This window comes from Phytohabitans maris (assembly GCF_031085175.1).
GTDB lineage: Bacteria > Actinomycetota > Actinomycetes > Mycobacteriales > Micromonosporaceae > Phytohabitans > Phytohabitans maris.
On sequence record NZ_JAVHUY010000006.1, the window covers coordinates 12,020 to 25,902 of the forward strand.

The following is a 13,883-nucleotide window of genomic DNA, read 5'->3' on the forward strand; positions in this document are numbered from 1 at the left end:
GAAAAGACTGAAATGACCGTCACGACAGTGACACCGGAGGCGCCGGTGGCGGCCCAGCGGGGCAAGCCGGTGGGCGGCGGCCTGCTCGACCCGAAGCAGCTGTGGAAGTCCCTGCCGGACGCGGTGCGCAAGCTCGACCCGCGCACGCTGTGGCGCAACCCCGTCATGTTGATCGTCGAGATCGGCGCGGTCTTCACCACCGTGCTGGCGATCACCGACCCGTCGGTCTTCGGCTGGCTGATCACGGTGTGGCTGTGGCTGACCGTGGTCTTCGCCAACCTGGCCGAGGCGGTGGCCGAAGGGCGGGGCAAGGCCCAGGCCGCCACGCTGCGCAAGGCGAAGCAGGAGACCGTCGCCCGCCGCCTCACCGGGTGGGGTACGGACGCCGAGCGCGAGGAGCGGGTCGACGCCGTCGACCTCCGGCAGGGCGACATCGTCGTCGTGGAGGCCGGCCAGATCATCCCCGGCGACGGCGACGTCGTCGAGGGCATCGCGAGCGTGGACGAGTCGGCGATCACCGGCGAGTCCGCGCCGGTGATCCGGGAGTCCGGCGGCGACCGCAGCGCGGTGACCGGCGGCACCAAGGTGCTCTCCGACCGGATCGTCGTGAAGATCACCCAGAAGCCGGGGGAGAGCTTCATCGACCGGATGATCGCGCTGGTCGAAGGGGCCAACCGGCAGAAGACGCCGAACGAGATCGCGCTCAACATCCTGCTCGCCGCGCTCACGATCATCTTCCTGCTCTCGGTGGTCACCTTGCAGCCGATGGCGATCTTCGCCAAGGGGTTCCAGGCCGCCGCGCCGGACACCCAGGCGATCAACGCCGACGGGGTCACCGGCATCGTGCTCGCCTCGCTGCTGGTCTGCCTGATCCCGACCACGATCGGGGCGCTGCTGTCCGCGATCGGCATCGCCGGCATGGACCGGCTCGTACAGCGCAACGTGCTCGCCCTGAGCGGTCGCGCGGTCGAGGCGGCCGGTGACGTCAACACGCTGCTGCTGGACAAGACCGGCACGATCACGCTGGGCAACCGGCAGGCGTCCGAGTTCCTGCCCGTCGACGGAGTCACGCCCGAGCAGGTGGCGGACGCGGCGCAGCTCTCCAGCCTGGCCGACGAGACGCCCGAGGGCCGGTCGATCGTGGTGCTGGCCAAGACCGGGTACGGGCTGCGGGCCCGCGACGAGGGGGTCATGCCGCACGCGCACTTCGTGCCGTTCACCGCGCAGACCCGGATGTCCGGCGTGGACATCGACGACCGTCAGATCCGCAAGGGTGCGGCGGCGGCCGTCATGAAGTGGGTGCGCGACAACGGCGGCCACCCCACCGACGAGGTCGGGCCGATCGTCGACGGAATCTCCGCGACCGGCGGTACCCCGCTCGTGGTGGCCGAGTGCGTCACCGGCCCGAGCGGCACCACGGCCCGCACGCTGGGCGTGATCCACCTCAAGGACGTGGTCAAGGCGGGCATGCGCGAGCGGTTCGACGAGATGCGCCGGATGGGCATCCGGACCGTCATGATCACCGGTGACAACCCCTTGACCGCCAAGGCCATCGCGGACGAGGCCGGCGTCGACGACTTCCTCGCCGAGGCCAAGCCCGAAGACAAGATGGCTCTGATCAAGAAGGAGCAGGAGGGCGGGCGGCTGGTCGCGATGACCGGCGACGGTACGAACGACGCCCCGGCCCTGGCCCAGGCGGACGTCGGGGTCGCGATGAACACCGGTACGTCGGCCGCGAAGGAGGCCGGCAACATGGTCGACCTCGACTCGGACCCGACCAAGCTGATCGAGATCGTGGAGATCGGCAAGCAGTTGCTGATCACCCGTGGCGCGCTCACCACGTTCTCCATCGCCAACGACATCGCCAAGTACTTCGCGATCATCCCGGCGATGTTCGCGGCCGTGTACCCCTCGCTGGACAGGCTGAACGTGATGCGGCTGGACTCGCCCACCTCGGCGATCCTCTCCGCGGTCATCTTCAACGCGCTGGTGATCATCGCGCTGATCCCGCTCGCGCTGCGGGGTGTCCGGTACCGCCCGTCCAGCGCCTCGAAGCTGCTGACCCGCAACCTGTGGATCTACGGCCTCGGCGGCGTGGTCGTCCCGTTCGTCGGCATCAAGCTCATCGACCTGCTCATCCAGTTCATCCCAGGGATCTCGTGATGCGTCTACCCGGCTGGCTCACCCAGCACCTCGCGGCGCTGCGCGCGCTGCTCGTCTTCACCGTCATCCTCGGCCTGGCGTACCCGCTGGTCATGGTCGGCGTCGCCCAACTGCCGGGCCTGCGCGGCAACGCCAAGGGCTCGCTGGTCGAAAACGCCGCCGGCCAGACCGTCGGCAGCGCGATCATCGGGCAGGCGTTCACCGACGCCGACGGCAACCCCATCCCCGCGTACTTCCAGTCCCGCCCCTCCGCGGCCGGCGACGGCTACGACCCGACCTCCACAGCCGCGAGCAACCTCGGCCCGGAGGACGTCGTCGACACGCTCGCCGACAACCCTGACGACGCGACGCAGAGCCTGCTCACCCAGGTCTGCGCCCGCAGCAAGGCGGTCGGCGAGCTGGAAGGCGTGGACGGGAGCCGGCCGTACTGCACCCCGGACGGCGTGGGCGCGGTCCTGGCCGTGTTCTACCGCGACGGGCTGACCGGACCGATCACCCGCGTGGTCAGCGTCAACCAGACCGGCACCCCGTTCATCTCCACCTACCAGGGGGTACCGGTGCGGAGCGCCCAGACCGGCGTCGACTACCGGGCCGAAGGCGGCGTCATCGTCCCGATCCGCGGCGGCGCCCCGGACCAGCCGGCCGTGCCGGCGGACGCGGTCACCGCCAGCGGCAGCGGCCTCGACCCGCACATCAGCCCCGAGTACGCGGCGTTGCAGGCACCCCGGATCGCCCGCGAACGCGGCACCGACCTGGCCACGGTCCGGCGGCTCGTCGACGAGCACACCGACGGGCGGGCCCTGGGCTTCATGGGCGAGCGCGGCGTCGACGTACTGGAGCTCAACCTCGCCCTCGACCGCGAGTTTCCGCGGTAACCGATGTCCCCCGGCCAGCTGCGTATCTACCTCGGTGCCGCGCCCGGGGTGGGTAAGACGTTCACCATGTTGCAGGAGGCGCACCGGCGTAAGGAGCGGGGCACTGACGTGGTGGTCGGGTTCGTGGAGACGCATGGCCGTAAGCACACCGCGGCGCTGGTCGGCGACCTTGAGGTGGTGCCGCGTAAGCGGGTTTCGTATCGCGGCACCACGTTCGAGGAGATGGATGTCGAGGCGATCCTGGCCCGGCGGCCGCAGGTGGCGGTGGTGGACGAGTTGGCGCACACGAATGTGCCCGGCTCGGGTAACGGCAAGCGGTGGCAGGACATCCAGGAGTTGCTGGAGGCCGGCATTACGGTGCTGTCGACGGTGAATATCCAGCATCTGGAGTCGCTGAACGACGTGGTGCAGCAGATTACCGGTGTGGTGCAGCAGGAGACGGTGCCGGACGAGATTGCCCGGCGGGCCGAGCAGGTGGAGCTGGTCGACATGACGCCGGAGGCGCTGCGGCGGCGGATGGCGCATGGCAACATCTATCGGCCGGACAAGATCGATGCGGCGTTGGGTAACTACTTTCGGGTCGGCAATCTCACCGCGTTGCGGGAGTTGGCGTTGTTGTGGTTGGCCGACAAGGTCGATGAGCAGTTGGATCGGTATCGGGCTCAGCATCACATCGGGGGTACCTGGGAGACCCGGGAGCGGGTGGTGGTGGCGTTGACCGGCGGGCCGGAGGGTGACACGTTGATCCGCCGGGCCGCCCGGATAGCCGCCCGGAGCAAGGGGTCCGATCTGCTCGCGGTCCACGTGGCCCGCTCGGACGGGCTGGCCGGGGCCGACCCGGCGCTGCTGGCCCGGCAGCGGCTGCTGGTGGAGAGCCTCGGCGGCACGTACCACCAGGTGATCGGCGGCGACGTGCCGCGGGCGTTGCTCGACTTCGCCCGCGGCGTCAACGCCACCCAGCTCGTGCTCGGCGCGAGCCGGCGGGGACGGCTCGCGCAGGTCTTCTCCGCCGGTATCGGGGTCACCACCACCGCCCGGTCCGGAGCGATCGACGTGCACCTGGTCACCCACGAGGAGATCGGCCAGGGGCGGCGCCGCCCGATCATCTCCGGGCAGGCGGCGCTGTCCCGGCCGCGGCGGGTCGCCGGGTTCGCGCTGGCCGTGGTTGGCCTGCCGCTGCTCACCGTGGTGCTGTCGGCGCTCCGCGGCGACCTGGCGCTGGCCAGCGACATCCTCTTCTACCTGGCCTGGGTGATCCTCGTAGCGCTGGTCGGCGGGCTGTGGCCGGCGGTGCTGACCGCGCTGGCCGGTTCGCTGCTGCTCAACTACTTCTTCACGCCGCCGATCCACCGCTTCACCATCGCCGAGACGGAAAACCTGCTCTCCCTGCTGGTCTTCGTGGTCGTCGCGGTGGCGGTCAGCGCGGTCGTGGACACCGCCGCCCGGCGTACCCGGGAAGCGGCCCGGGCCAGCGCGGACGCCTCCACCCTCGCGGCCGTCGCGGGCAGCGTCCTGCGCGGCGCCCGGCCGCTGCCGGCCCTGCTCGAACGGCTCCGCGAGACGTTCGCCCTGGAGTCGGTCACCCTGCTCGAACGCCATCCGGACGCCCCGCCCAGCCCGGACCGGCCGCACGACCCGGCGTCCTGGCGGATCGCGGCAACGGTCGGCGGCCGGCCCTGCGCCGCGCCCGGCGAGGGCGCCACCGACGTACCCATCGACGACGACCTGGCCCTCGTGCTGCGCGGCCACCCGCTGCCCGCCGCCGACCGGCGCATCGTCGAGGCGTTCGCCGCCCAGGCCGCGCTCGCCCTGCGGCAGGAGCGGCTCGCCCAGGAGGCCGCCGCCGCCAAGCCCCTCGCCGAGGCGGACAAGATGCGCACCGCGCTGCTCGCCGCGGTCAGCCACGACCTGCGTACCCCGCTCGCCTCCGCCAAGGCCGCGGTCACCAGCCTGCGCAGCCACGACGTCGACTTCTCCACGGAGGACCGTGACGAGCTGCTCGCCGCCGCCGACGAGTCGCTGGACAAGCTGGCCCGCCTGGTCGCCAACCTGCTCGACATGAGCCGCCTGCAGGCCGGCGCCCTCGGCCTGTCGATGGCGGAGATCGGCCTGGAGGACGCCGTACCCCGGGCGCTGGACGAGCTCGGCCCGCACGCTCGCGCGGTCCGGGTGCGGATCCCGCCCGAGCTGCCCGCCGTGCACGCCGACCCGGCGCTGCTCGAACGGGTACTGGTCAACCTCATCGGCAACGCCCTGCGCTTCAGCCCGCCCCAGCAGCCGCCCGACGTGACCGCCCGGGAGCAGGACGGGACGGTGCGGCTCCACGTCGTCGACCACGGCCCCGGCATCCCCGAGGACGCGCGCGAGCACATGTTCCAGCCGTTCCAGCGGCTCGGCGACCGGGACAACCACAACGGCGTCGGCCTCGGCCTGGCCCTGTCCCGCGGCCTGGCCGAGGCGATGGGCGGCACCCTGGCGCCCGACACCACGCCCGGCGGCGGGCTCACGATGATCCTCACCCTGCCGTCGGCCGAGGCGAGCGCGGTCACGGCCGCCGACGCGGCCACGGAGGCGGAGGCGGCCGAGGTCGCCGACCGCGCCATCGTGCAGCGGCTGCGCCGGCGCCCCACCGCGGAACGGGAGAGCAGCCAATGACCCGGATCCTGGTGGTGGACGACGAGCCGCAGATCCTGCGTACCCTCCGGATCAACCTGCGGGCCCGGGACTACGAGGTGGACACCGCGGCCGACGGCGCGAGCGCCCTGCGCGCCGCCGCCGGCACGCTTCCCGACCTGGTGGTGCTCGACCTCGGCCTGCCCGACATGGACGGCGTCGACGTCATCCGCGGCCTGCGCGGCCGCACCGCGGCACCGATCATCGTGCTCTCCGGCCGGGCCGGCAGCGCCGACAAGGTCGCCGCCCTCGACGCCGGCGCCGACGACTACGTCACCAAGCCCTTCGGCGTCGAGGAGCTCCTGGCCCGGATCCGCGCCGCCACCCGCCGGGTCACCACCACCCCGGCCCGCCCGCCGACGGTACGCATCGGCCGGTACGCGGTGAACATCGCCGACCGGCTGATCCACGGCGACGACGGCGCCACGGTACGGCTCACGCCGACCGAGTGGCACCTGCTGGAGATCCTCGCCGAGAGCCCCGGCAAGCTGGTGAGCCAGCGGCGGCTCCTCGACCAGGTGTGGGGTCCCACGTACCTCAAGGAGACGCACTACCTGCGCCAGTTCATGGCGCAGCTGCGCCGCAAGCTCGAAGACGACCCCGCCCACCCGCAGCACCTGCTCACCGAGCCCGGCATGGGATACCGGCTGCACCTCGGCTCGACGCTCGCCCGATGAGGTCGTGCTCGGCGCCACGGTGATCGTCTCCGCGGGGAGCGTGCTCACCACCCTCTCCGCCACCCGCACGCCCGCGATCCGCCTGGTCGCCGCCCGCGGGTAATGGCCCGTGGCGCGCCACCCGACCCGCGCGGGCGTGAATCCAGAGCCTTATGCCACCGCGACGACGATCAGGGCGATCCCGGTGGGGATGTCGATGACCGCGCAGTACTCCGACCAGGTCCGGTGCACGACCTTGCCGACCCTGAAGTGGTAGGCGTCCCAGAGGCCGTGCGCCAGAAACCCCACACCGGCCACCGCGGCGCCGAGGCGGGGTGCGGCGGCCGCGCAGACCAGCGTGATCACGCCGAAGACCACCATGCCGGCGGTTTGCAGCGAGAACGTGTCGACGTCCCTGAACCGTCGCCGGGCGACCGCCGCCAGCCACAGCAGTACCACGACCACCACGATCCCGACGAACGGGTCGGCCCACGACACGTCCATCCGGTGCAGCGCCTGTAGTACCGACATCACGGTGCTCATCACCGCAAACGCCAGCCACGCCGTCCACGGGCGGCCCAGCGCGTAGGCGAACAGGTAGATCCCGGCCATCACGGCCACGCTCGGGCCGAAGAGCTCGGCCTCGTCGTCCACCATGACCATCAGGCCGATCGCGAACGCCACCGTGACGATCGCCAGCCCGGTCGGCCAGCGGTCGGCCAGCCGGGCCTGCCGCGGGGCAGCCACCTCCGTCATGCTCCCCATCGAAACACGGACCTGCTTCATTCCGGCTTCACCGAGGTCGTGACGGGCGAGGTCAACCGGCCGAGTCGGTCGTCAGCGCTGCGCCCGTCATGCCGGCGCCGGCGAACCGGACAGGGCTGCCGGTCACTGCCCGAGGGGGCGGTAGCGCAGGTACACGACGCCGTTTCGGAATCGGCGCTCATCGAGGAGCTCGAGTTCGGCGCGCATGCCGGTCGGCAGCCCTGGCTTGCCCCCGCCGACGACGATCGGCCAGACGAGCAGCTGGCACTCGTCGACCAGCCCGGCCCTGAAGGCCTGCGTCGCGATGTTGGCACCTCCTACGGTGAGATCGCCGCTGGCCGTGGCCTTCAGCTGGTGTACCGCGGCGGGGTCGAAACGGCGCTCGAGTCGGGTGTCGGCGGTTGACACTGCGGCGAGGGTCGTGGAGTAGACGACCTTGTTCGGCGCCTGCCAGGCGCGGGCGAAGTCGGCCATGAGGTCGGACTGCGCGGCCAGAGCGGCGTCGGTCTCCCAGACGGCCATCAGCTCGTACAGGCGCCGCCCGTAGAGGAACGTGCCCACGGACCGCAGGAGGCCGGTGGTGAACGCGAACACCTCGTCGTCGCGTGGAAACCAGCTGAAGGCGCCGCGTTCGTCCTCGATGTAGCCGTCGAGTGACACGTTCGTCAGGTAAACCAGCTTGGCCATGGCTCTACCTCTCGGTGGCTCGCGCGCCACTTGCCCGACCGTAGGATGTTAAGCGTATGGAGACGTGAGTGGCGTTGTCGACGCGTGAACCTTTCCGCCCGCCAGGTGCTACCAATCGGTGATGGACGACGACGCGGCCCTGCTCGCGCAGGTGGCACGGGGGGACGGCGGCGCGCTGGCGCGGCTGTACCAGGCGTACGCCGGCCGCCTCTTCGGCTACCTGCTGCGACTGGCTGGTGACCGTATGGTCGCCGAGGAGGTCCTGCAGGACACGATGCTGGCGGTGTGGCGCTCCGCCGGCGGGTACGCGGGCGCCTCCACCGTCTCGACCTGGCTCTTCGGCATCGCCCGCCGCCAGGCGTACTACCGGCTGCGCGGCCAGCCGCCGCCGGCGCCGTTCGAGGCGGTCGACCGCCCGGACCCGGCACCCGGGCCGGAGGAGCTGGCGATCGCCGCGGCCGGCGGCAGCCCGCTCGCCGGTGCGGTCGGCGACCTGCCGGACCACCAGCGGGACGTGGTCGCGCTGGTCTTCGTCGCCGGGCTGCCGCTCGCCGAGGCGGCCGCCGTCCTCGGCGTACCGGTCGGCACGGTCAAGAGCCGCCTGCACCACGCCCGGGCCGCGCTGGCCCGCACGCTCGCCACCCAGGGGGTGCCGGAATGAACGAAAACCTGATCGAGTACGCGACCGGTGCCCTCGACCCCGCCGGCCGGGCCGAGGTCGAGGCGCACCTCGCCGGGTGCGCCGGGTGCCGGGCGGACGTGGCGGCCTGGCGTTCCCTCGCGGCGGCCGTCGAGCCGCCCGCTCCCCCGGGGCCGGAGCTGGTGCACCGGGTGCTGCTGCGCAGCGCGCTGGACGGGCCGCCGCCACCCACCCGGCGGCCGGCGTGGCTCTCGCTCGCGCTGCTGCGGGCCGAGGCGCGGCTGGTACGGCCGGTGGTCCCGATCGCCTCCGCCCTGGCCATGGCCCTCGGCGTGGTGCTGGCCGCGGCGTCACCGCAGGGCCTGGCCGGGCAGGTGCTCGCCCTGGTCGCGCCGTTCGTGGCCGCGCTCGGCATCGCCGGCCTGTACGGGCCGCGCCGCGACCCCGCGTTCGAGGTGGTGGCCGCCGCGCCCACCGCGCCGGCGCTGATCCTGCTCGCCCGGATCGCGCTGATCTTCGGGTACGACCTGCTGCTCGCGCTCGCCGCCTCCGGGGTGCTCGCCGCGCTGGGTGGCGATCCGGGCGGCGTGTTCGCGCTGGTCGACGCGTGGCTCGGGCCGATGGCGCTGCTCTCCGCGCTGACCCTGGTGCTCGCCGTACGGGTCGGCGCCGACGTGGCGGCCGGGGCGGCCCTGATGCTGTGGTCGCTGCGGGTGCTCGCCGGCGGCCTCCTCGCCGACGTGGACTGGGCGCTCGACGCCGTACGGCTCGCGTGGTCGACGAACGCCGGCACCGTCCTCGCCGCCGCCGCGCTCACCGCGCTCGCCGTGGTCTTCGCCGGCCGGGGTGAACCGATCCGCCACCACCGCGCTACCCACCTGGCGTGAGACCAACAGACCTGTGGCGGTACGAGGTGCGGCGGGCCGGCTGGGCCGCGCTGCTGACCCCGCCCGTCGCCACCGCCGCACTCCTGCTCCTCGCCCTGCTCGACGGCGGGGACGACACCGACCGGACCCTGCTCGCCGCGCTGGAGATGGTCCTGCCGCTGGCCGCCGGGGTGGGCGCCGCCTCGCTGGTCGGCCGCGACCCCGCCGTCGAGCTCCAGCTCACCGTGCCGACCAGCTACCGCTCGACGCTGCTGCGGCGGCTCGCGGTGACGCTCGGCTGGGCGGCCCTCCTGGCGGTACTCGTGGCCGGCATCCTCCTCGCGACCGGCGGGATGCCGCAGGAGCGCGGGGCGCTCAGCGGTCAGCTCGTCTGGCTCGCCCCCACCGTGTGGCTGGGCGGGCTGGGCTTCCTGGCCGGCGCGGCGTTCCGCAGCCCGGCGGCGGCCGGCGGGCTCGTCACCACCTGGTGGATCGTGCAGCAGGTCTTCCCCGGGCTGCTGCAGGGGCGCGACTGGTCCCGGACGCTGTACCTCTTCGAAACCACCCGCGGTGCCGTACCGGAGGGCTGGGCGGCCAACCGGCTCACGCTCGTCGCGACCGCGCTGGTCCTCGCCGGGCTGGGCTGGGCGCTGCTCGGGCGGGCAGAGCGCCTCCTCCGTGAGGAAGCGGAATGACCGCGGCGTTCGTGTACGAGTTCCGGATGCAGGCGCGGAAGCGGTCCATGTGGATCGCGAACGGCGTCATCGTGGCCCTGCTGGGCCTGCTCACCGCCAACCTGCTCACCGACGCGCTGGACGAGCCGTCGGCGAAGGTCGCGATGACCTCCGGCGCGTTCCTGGTCAACCTGATCCTGCCGGTCGTCTACGGCTGCTTCCTCGCCGACCGCCTGGTCCGCGACGACAAGCTCGGCGTCGCGCCCATCCTCGACGCCACGCCCGCCTCGACCGCCGGCCGCCTGTCCGGCAAGTACCTGGGCTCGTGCGCCGCCGCGGCGGTCCCACTGGCGATCATCTACTTCGGATTCGCCGTGCTCTACGCCGCCACCGCCGGCCATCCGGTCGCGCTCGCCTGGGCGGCCGCGCTATTCGCGGTGGTTATCCTGCCGGCGGTGCTCTTCGTCGGGGCGTTCGCGCTCGTCGTACCGCTGCTCATCCCGGCGCCGCTGTTCCGGGTGCTGTTCGTCGGGTACTGGTTCTGGGGCAACTCGATCCACCCGACGCTGATGCCGACGCTGTCGCAGAGCCTCATCTCGCCCATCGGGCCGTACCCGCTCCAGGAGCTCTTCGGCTACGGCGGGCCGGGCGGCGACGTGGTGCTGGCCGGGCCGGTCGACGACGCCACGCTCAACTTCCTGCGACCGGCGGCCACCGCCGCCACCGCCTGGCTCTCCATCGGCGTACTGCTCGCGGTCGCCGCTCTCGTCCTCAGTGCCGCGCCCGCGCTGCGCGCCCGCACCACGCGTTAGGAGTCACCGTTGCGGATCGAGATTTCCGGGCTCGTCAAGACGTACAAGGGGAAGGGGCGGGCCCTCGACGGCCTGGACCTGCTCGTGCCGACCGGCATGTTCGGGCTGCTCGGCGCCAACGGCGCCGGCAAGACCACGCTGATGCGGATCCTCGCCGGCCTGTTGCGCCCGACCGGGGGTGAGGTCCGGATCGGCGGGTACGACGTGACCGGCCGCGCCGGGCGGCAGGCGGTCCAGCGGGTCCTCGGGTACCTGCCGCAGGACCTCGGCGTCTACCCGGACCTGAGCGCCCGCGAGTTCCTCGACTACGTCGGGCTGCTCAAGGGCATCGACGACCGGGCCACCCGCCGGCGCCGGGTCGGCGAGCTGCTGGAGGTGGTCGCGCTGACCGGCGACGCGGACCGGCGGCTGCGCGGCTACTCCGGCGGGATGCGCCGCCGGGTCGGTATCGCCCAGGCCCTGCTCGCCGACCCGCGCCTGCTGATCGTCGACGAGCCGACCGCCGGCCTCGACCCCGAGGAGCGGATCCGCTTCCGCACCCTGCTGTCCCAGCTCGCGGGGGAGCGCACCGTGCTGCTCAGCACCCACATCGTGGACGACGTCGCGCAGACCTGCCGCGAGCTGGCGGTGCTGGCCAAGGGGCGGCTCGTCTTCCGCGGCACCGTGGACGACCTCACCCGCCGCGCCGACCGTCGGGTGTGGTCGGTGGTCACGGCCGGGCCGGCGCCGACCGGCGGCACGGTCGTCTCGGCGCTGCCGGTGGAGGGCGGGCTGCGGTACCGGGTGGTCGCGTCCGTACCGCCCGCACCGGACGCCGAGCCGCTCGCGCCCACGCTCGAGGACGGCTACCTGGCCCTCGCCCAGCCCGGCGCGGCGGAAGACGCCATGCGGCCCTAGGCCCTGCTTCGAAAATCCTTGCCGGGCTGCGCCGGGCCCAGACGACGACCGGCGGCGCCGGGCGTAAGGCCGCATACAACACCGGTATGCGACCTTGCGCCCGGCTTGCCGGATCGCCGCCTGGACTCCGGCTCGCCTCGACAATCCTTTTGAAACAGGGCCTAGCGCGCCGGCGCCACCCGGTAGCTGACGGTCCCCTCCGACGCCGCCGCCCCCCGGGCGGCGGCGCCGGCCCCCGTTCTCGACCTGTTAGACCGACCGGAGCCCGGAAACTCATCGGTGCGCCGGCGGGCGCCGGTAACCTGGCCCGCGTGATCACCACACTGGCCGTGCAGAGCTACCGCTCGCTGCGCGACCTGGTCGTCGAGCTGGGCCAGCTCACCGTGGTCACCGGGGCGAACGGCACCGGCAAGTCCAGCCTGTACCGGGCGCTGCGGCTGCTCGCCGACTCGGCCCGCAACGGGGCGGTGGCCGCGCTGGCCCGGGAGGGCGGGCTCCCCTCCACGCTCTGGGCCGGACCGGCGACGATCGGCAAGGCGGTGCGGGCCGGGAGGTACCCGGTGCAGGGCACGGTGCGGCGCGGTCCGGTCAGCCTCAAGCTCGGCTTCGCCGGCGACGACCTCGGGTACGCGATCGACTTCGGCCTGCCGAACGAGCCGGAGGAGTCGGCCTTCCAGCTGGACCCGCAGGTCAAGCGGGAGGTGGTCTGGGCCGGCCCGATCCTGCGGCCGGCTACGACGCTGGTCGAGCGGGCCGGCACCGCGCTGCGGATCCGCGAGGACCGCGCGTGGTCGGCGTTCGCGGACGCGGTGGGGCCATTCGACAGCATGCTCAGCGAGTACAGCGACCCGCAGCGGGCACCGGAGCTGCTGACCCTCCGCGAGCGGGTCCGGTCGTGGCGCTTCTACGACCAGCTCCGCACCGACGCCGGCGCCCCGGCCCGGGAGGCACGGGTGGGTACCCGCACGCCGGTGCTCGGCCACGACGGCGGGGACCTGGCCGCTGCCCTCCAGACGATCCGGGAGATCGGCGAGGGGGCGGCGCTGGAGACCGCGATCGACGCGGCGTTTCCGGGCAGCCGGCTGGAGATCGCCGTCGAGGGCGGGCGCTTCGAGGTGCGGCTGCGCCAGCCCGGCCTGCTCCGTGGCCTCGGCGCCGCCGAGCTCTCCGACGGCACCCTGCGGTACCTACTGTGGACGGCCGCGCTGCTGACCCCGCGCCCGCCCGCGCTGCTGGTGCTCAACGAGCCGGAGACCAGCCTCCACCCCGAGCTGATCCGGCCGCTGGCCGCCCTGATCGCGGGCGGCGCCGCGCGTACCCAGGTGGTGGTCGTCAGCCACAGCCGACCGCTGATCGACGCGCTCGCCCACGACGAGCCCGACCTGACCCGGATCGAGCTGGTCAAGGACCTCGGCGAGACCCAGGTGGCCGGGCAGGGCCGCTTCGACCAGCCCGCCTGGCAGTGGCCCAAGCGCTAAACCCGCTTTGTGATCAAAGCATGGCGCTGGCTGGCGGCGCGGCGGGCGACGTAGCGCCGGATCTTCGCCGCGGTCCCGCAGTCGTCCATGCTGCACCAGCGGCGGCTGCGGTTCTTGCTCTCGTCGACGAAGAGGAAGCGGCATCCCGCGCAGGCCTTGATCCGGTCCAGCGGGCCGGCGGTCAGCAGCTCGGTGGCGGCGTGCACGACCGGCCACAGTGGACGCCCGAGGTCCCGCGGCTCGGTCCAGCGCCACCGGTAACCCCCCTCCGCCGGGACGAGCCGCGCGTGGGCGACCGCCTCCGCCGTGTCGTCGCGCAGCCGGCCGAGGTGCCGGGCGGAGGGCCGCCCACCCGCGGGGGCCGCCCGAAAGAGCGCGTCGAGGTCGTCCCGGACGCGCAGCGCACGCCGGAACACGGCCTGGGCCTCGTCGGGCTCCGTCGACGCCTGCCGGCCCAGCCGCGCCGCCTCCGAGCCGGTGAGCATGCCCACGTAGGAGGCCCACGCCACGACGTCCTCGTAGCCGTGCAGGACGTCGTCGTCGGGCGGGCCGTCGGGTGGACCGCTCCGGGTGTTGACGTAGTCGAGCGCGAGGTCGCCGCCGACGATCCGCATTCGCTCGACGCCGCTCAATGTTTCCATCAAAAAGCACTTTACCAGTTACGCCGCTCCCCGCTAGCGTTACCGGCGTAACGCGT

At 73.0% G+C, this 13,883-nt stretch carries 13 protein-coding genes; 10 read left to right on the forward strand and 3 right to left on the reverse strand.

All coding sequences use genetic code 11. The features are described 5' to 3' along the window. The first annotated feature begins 12 nt into the window (after positions 1-12). The 4 genes from kdpB to RB614_RS07610 are packed head-to-tail and all read left to right on the forward strand — an operon-like array spanning position 13 to position 6,388. Positions 13-2,163 (forward strand): potassium-transporting ATPase subunit KdpB, encoded by a 2,151-nt coding sequence (gene kdpB, locus RB614_RS07595; protein WP_308711660.1) that lies wholly within the window; start codon positions 13-15, stop codon positions 2,161-2,163. Then, positions 2,163-3,038: a potassium-transporting ATPase subunit C gene (locus tag RB614_RS07600; RefSeq protein WP_308711661.1), complete on the forward strand. Its 876-nt coding sequence runs from the start codon at positions 2,163-2,165 to the stop codon at positions 3,036-3,038. Before kdpB ends, RB614_RS07600 begins: the two co-directional genes overlap by 1 nt. A gap of 3 nt (positions 3,039-3,041) precedes the next feature. Beyond that, positions 3,042-5,693: a sensor histidine kinase gene (locus RB614_RS07605; RefSeq protein ID WP_308711662.1), complete on the forward strand. Its 2,652-nt coding sequence runs from the start codon at positions 3,042-3,044 to the stop codon at positions 5,691-5,693. After that, positions 5,690-6,388, forward strand: a complete 699-nt coding sequence (locus tag RB614_RS07610; RefSeq protein WP_308711663.1) for a response regulator — start codon at positions 5,690-5,692, stop codon at positions 6,386-6,388. The genes RB614_RS07605 and RB614_RS07610 overlap by 4 nt, the downstream gene beginning before the upstream one ends. A gap of 150 nt (positions 6,389-6,538) precedes the next feature. Here the strand turns inward: RB614_RS07610 and RB614_RS07615 are convergent, their stop codons facing one another. Then, entirely contained in the window at positions 6,539-7,123 is a 585-nt protein-coding gene (locus RB614_RS07615) for a hypothetical protein (protein ID WP_308711664.1), read from the reverse strand. A 132-nt stretch (positions 7,124-7,255) separates the two neighbouring features. Beyond that, positions 7,256-7,819 (reverse strand): dihydrofolate reductase family protein, encoded by a 564-nt coding sequence (locus tag RB614_RS07620; RefSeq protein WP_308711665.1) that lies wholly within the window; start codon positions 7,817-7,819, stop codon positions 7,256-7,258. Positions 7,820-7,940: 121 nt separating this feature from the next. On the opposite strand from RB614_RS07620, the gene RB614_RS07625 reads away from it, so the two are divergent. The 6 genes from RB614_RS07625 to RB614_RS07650 all read left to right on the forward strand — a co-directional run bounded on the left by RB614_RS07625 (position 7,941) and on the right by RB614_RS07650 (position 13,186). Continuing rightward, positions 7,941-8,480, forward strand: a complete 540-nt coding sequence (locus RB614_RS07625) for an RNA polymerase sigma factor (protein WP_308711666.1) — start codon at positions 7,941-7,943, stop codon at positions 8,478-8,480. Next, complete coding sequence (locus RB614_RS07630) at positions 8,477-9,346, forward strand: anti-sigma factor family protein (RefSeq protein WP_308711667.1); 870 nt, start codon at positions 8,477-8,479, stop codon at positions 9,344-9,346. The genes RB614_RS07625 and RB614_RS07630 overlap by 4 nt, the downstream gene beginning before the upstream one ends. After that, a complete protein-coding gene (locus tag RB614_RS07635) occupies positions 9,343-10,020 on the forward strand; it encodes a hypothetical protein (protein ID WP_308711668.1) in 678 nt (225 codons plus the stop codon). Before RB614_RS07630 ends, RB614_RS07635 begins: the two co-directional genes overlap by 4 nt. Continuing rightward, positions 10,017-10,811 (forward strand): hypothetical protein, encoded by a 795-nt coding sequence (locus tag RB614_RS07640; RefSeq protein ID WP_308711669.1) that lies wholly within the window; start codon positions 10,017-10,019, stop codon positions 10,809-10,811. The genes RB614_RS07635 and RB614_RS07640 overlap by 4 nt, the downstream gene beginning before the upstream one ends. Before the next feature lie 9 nt (positions 10,812-10,820). Then, positions 10,821-11,708, forward strand: a complete 888-nt coding sequence (locus RB614_RS07645; protein ID WP_308711670.1) for an ABC transporter ATP-binding protein — start codon at positions 10,821-10,823, stop codon at positions 11,706-11,708. 311 nt (positions 11,709-12,019) lie between these two features. Further along, the gene (locus tag RB614_RS07650; protein ID WP_308711671.1) at positions 12,020-13,186 is read left to right on the forward strand and encodes an AAA family ATPase; all 1,167 of its coding nucleotides are present in this window, start codon (positions 12,020-12,022) and stop codon (positions 13,184-13,186) included. Here the strand turns inward: RB614_RS07650 and RB614_RS07655 are convergent. Beyond that, entirely contained in the window at positions 13,183-13,827 is a 645-nt protein-coding gene (locus RB614_RS07655; RefSeq protein ID WP_308711672.1) for a CGNR zinc finger domain-containing protein, read from the reverse strand. The genes RB614_RS07650 and RB614_RS07655 overlap by 4 nt on opposite strands. Positions 13,828-13,883 lie beyond the last annotated feature (56 nt).

Bases quoted from the DNA above. Each gene is read 5' to 3' on its own strand.
- RB614_RS07605 (WP_308711662.1), top strand. From the start codon at position 3,042: ATGTCCCCCGGCCAGCTGCGTATCTACCTCGGTGCCGCGCCCGGGGTG.
- RB614_RS07640 (WP_308711669.1), top strand. From the start codon at position 10,017: ATGACCGCGGCGTTCGTGTACGAGTTCCGGATGCAGGCGCGGAAGCGG.
- RB614_RS07620 (WP_308711665.1), bottom strand. From the start codon at position 7,819: ATGGCCAAGCTGGTTTACCTGACGAACGTGTCACTCGACGGCTACATC.
- RB614_RS07610 (WP_308711663.1), top strand. From the start codon at position 5,690: ATGACCCGGATCCTGGTGGTGGACGACGAGCCGCAGATCCTGCGTACC.
- RB614_RS07625 (WP_308711666.1), top strand. From the start codon at position 7,941: ATGGACGACGACGCGGCCCTGCTCGCGCAGGTGGCACGGGGGGACGGC.
- RB614_RS07630 (WP_308711667.1), top strand. From the start codon at position 8,477: ATGAACGAAAACCTGATCGAGTACGCGACCGGTGCCCTCGACCCCGCC.
- RB614_RS07655 (WP_308711672.1), bottom strand. From the start codon at position 13,827: ATGGAAACATTGAGCGGCGTCGAGCGAATGCGGATCGTCGGCGGCGAC.
- RB614_RS07600 (WP_308711661.1), top strand. From the start codon at position 2,163: ATGCGTCTACCCGGCTGGCTCACCCAGCACCTCGCGGCGCTGCGCGCG.
- RB614_RS07615 (WP_308711664.1), bottom strand. From the start codon at position 7,123: ATGACGGAGGTGGCTGCCCCGCGGCAGGCCCGGCTGGCCGACCGCTGG.
- kdpB (WP_308711660.1), top strand. From the start codon at position 13: ATGACCGTCACGACAGTGACACCGGAGGCGCCGGTGGCGGCCCAGCGG.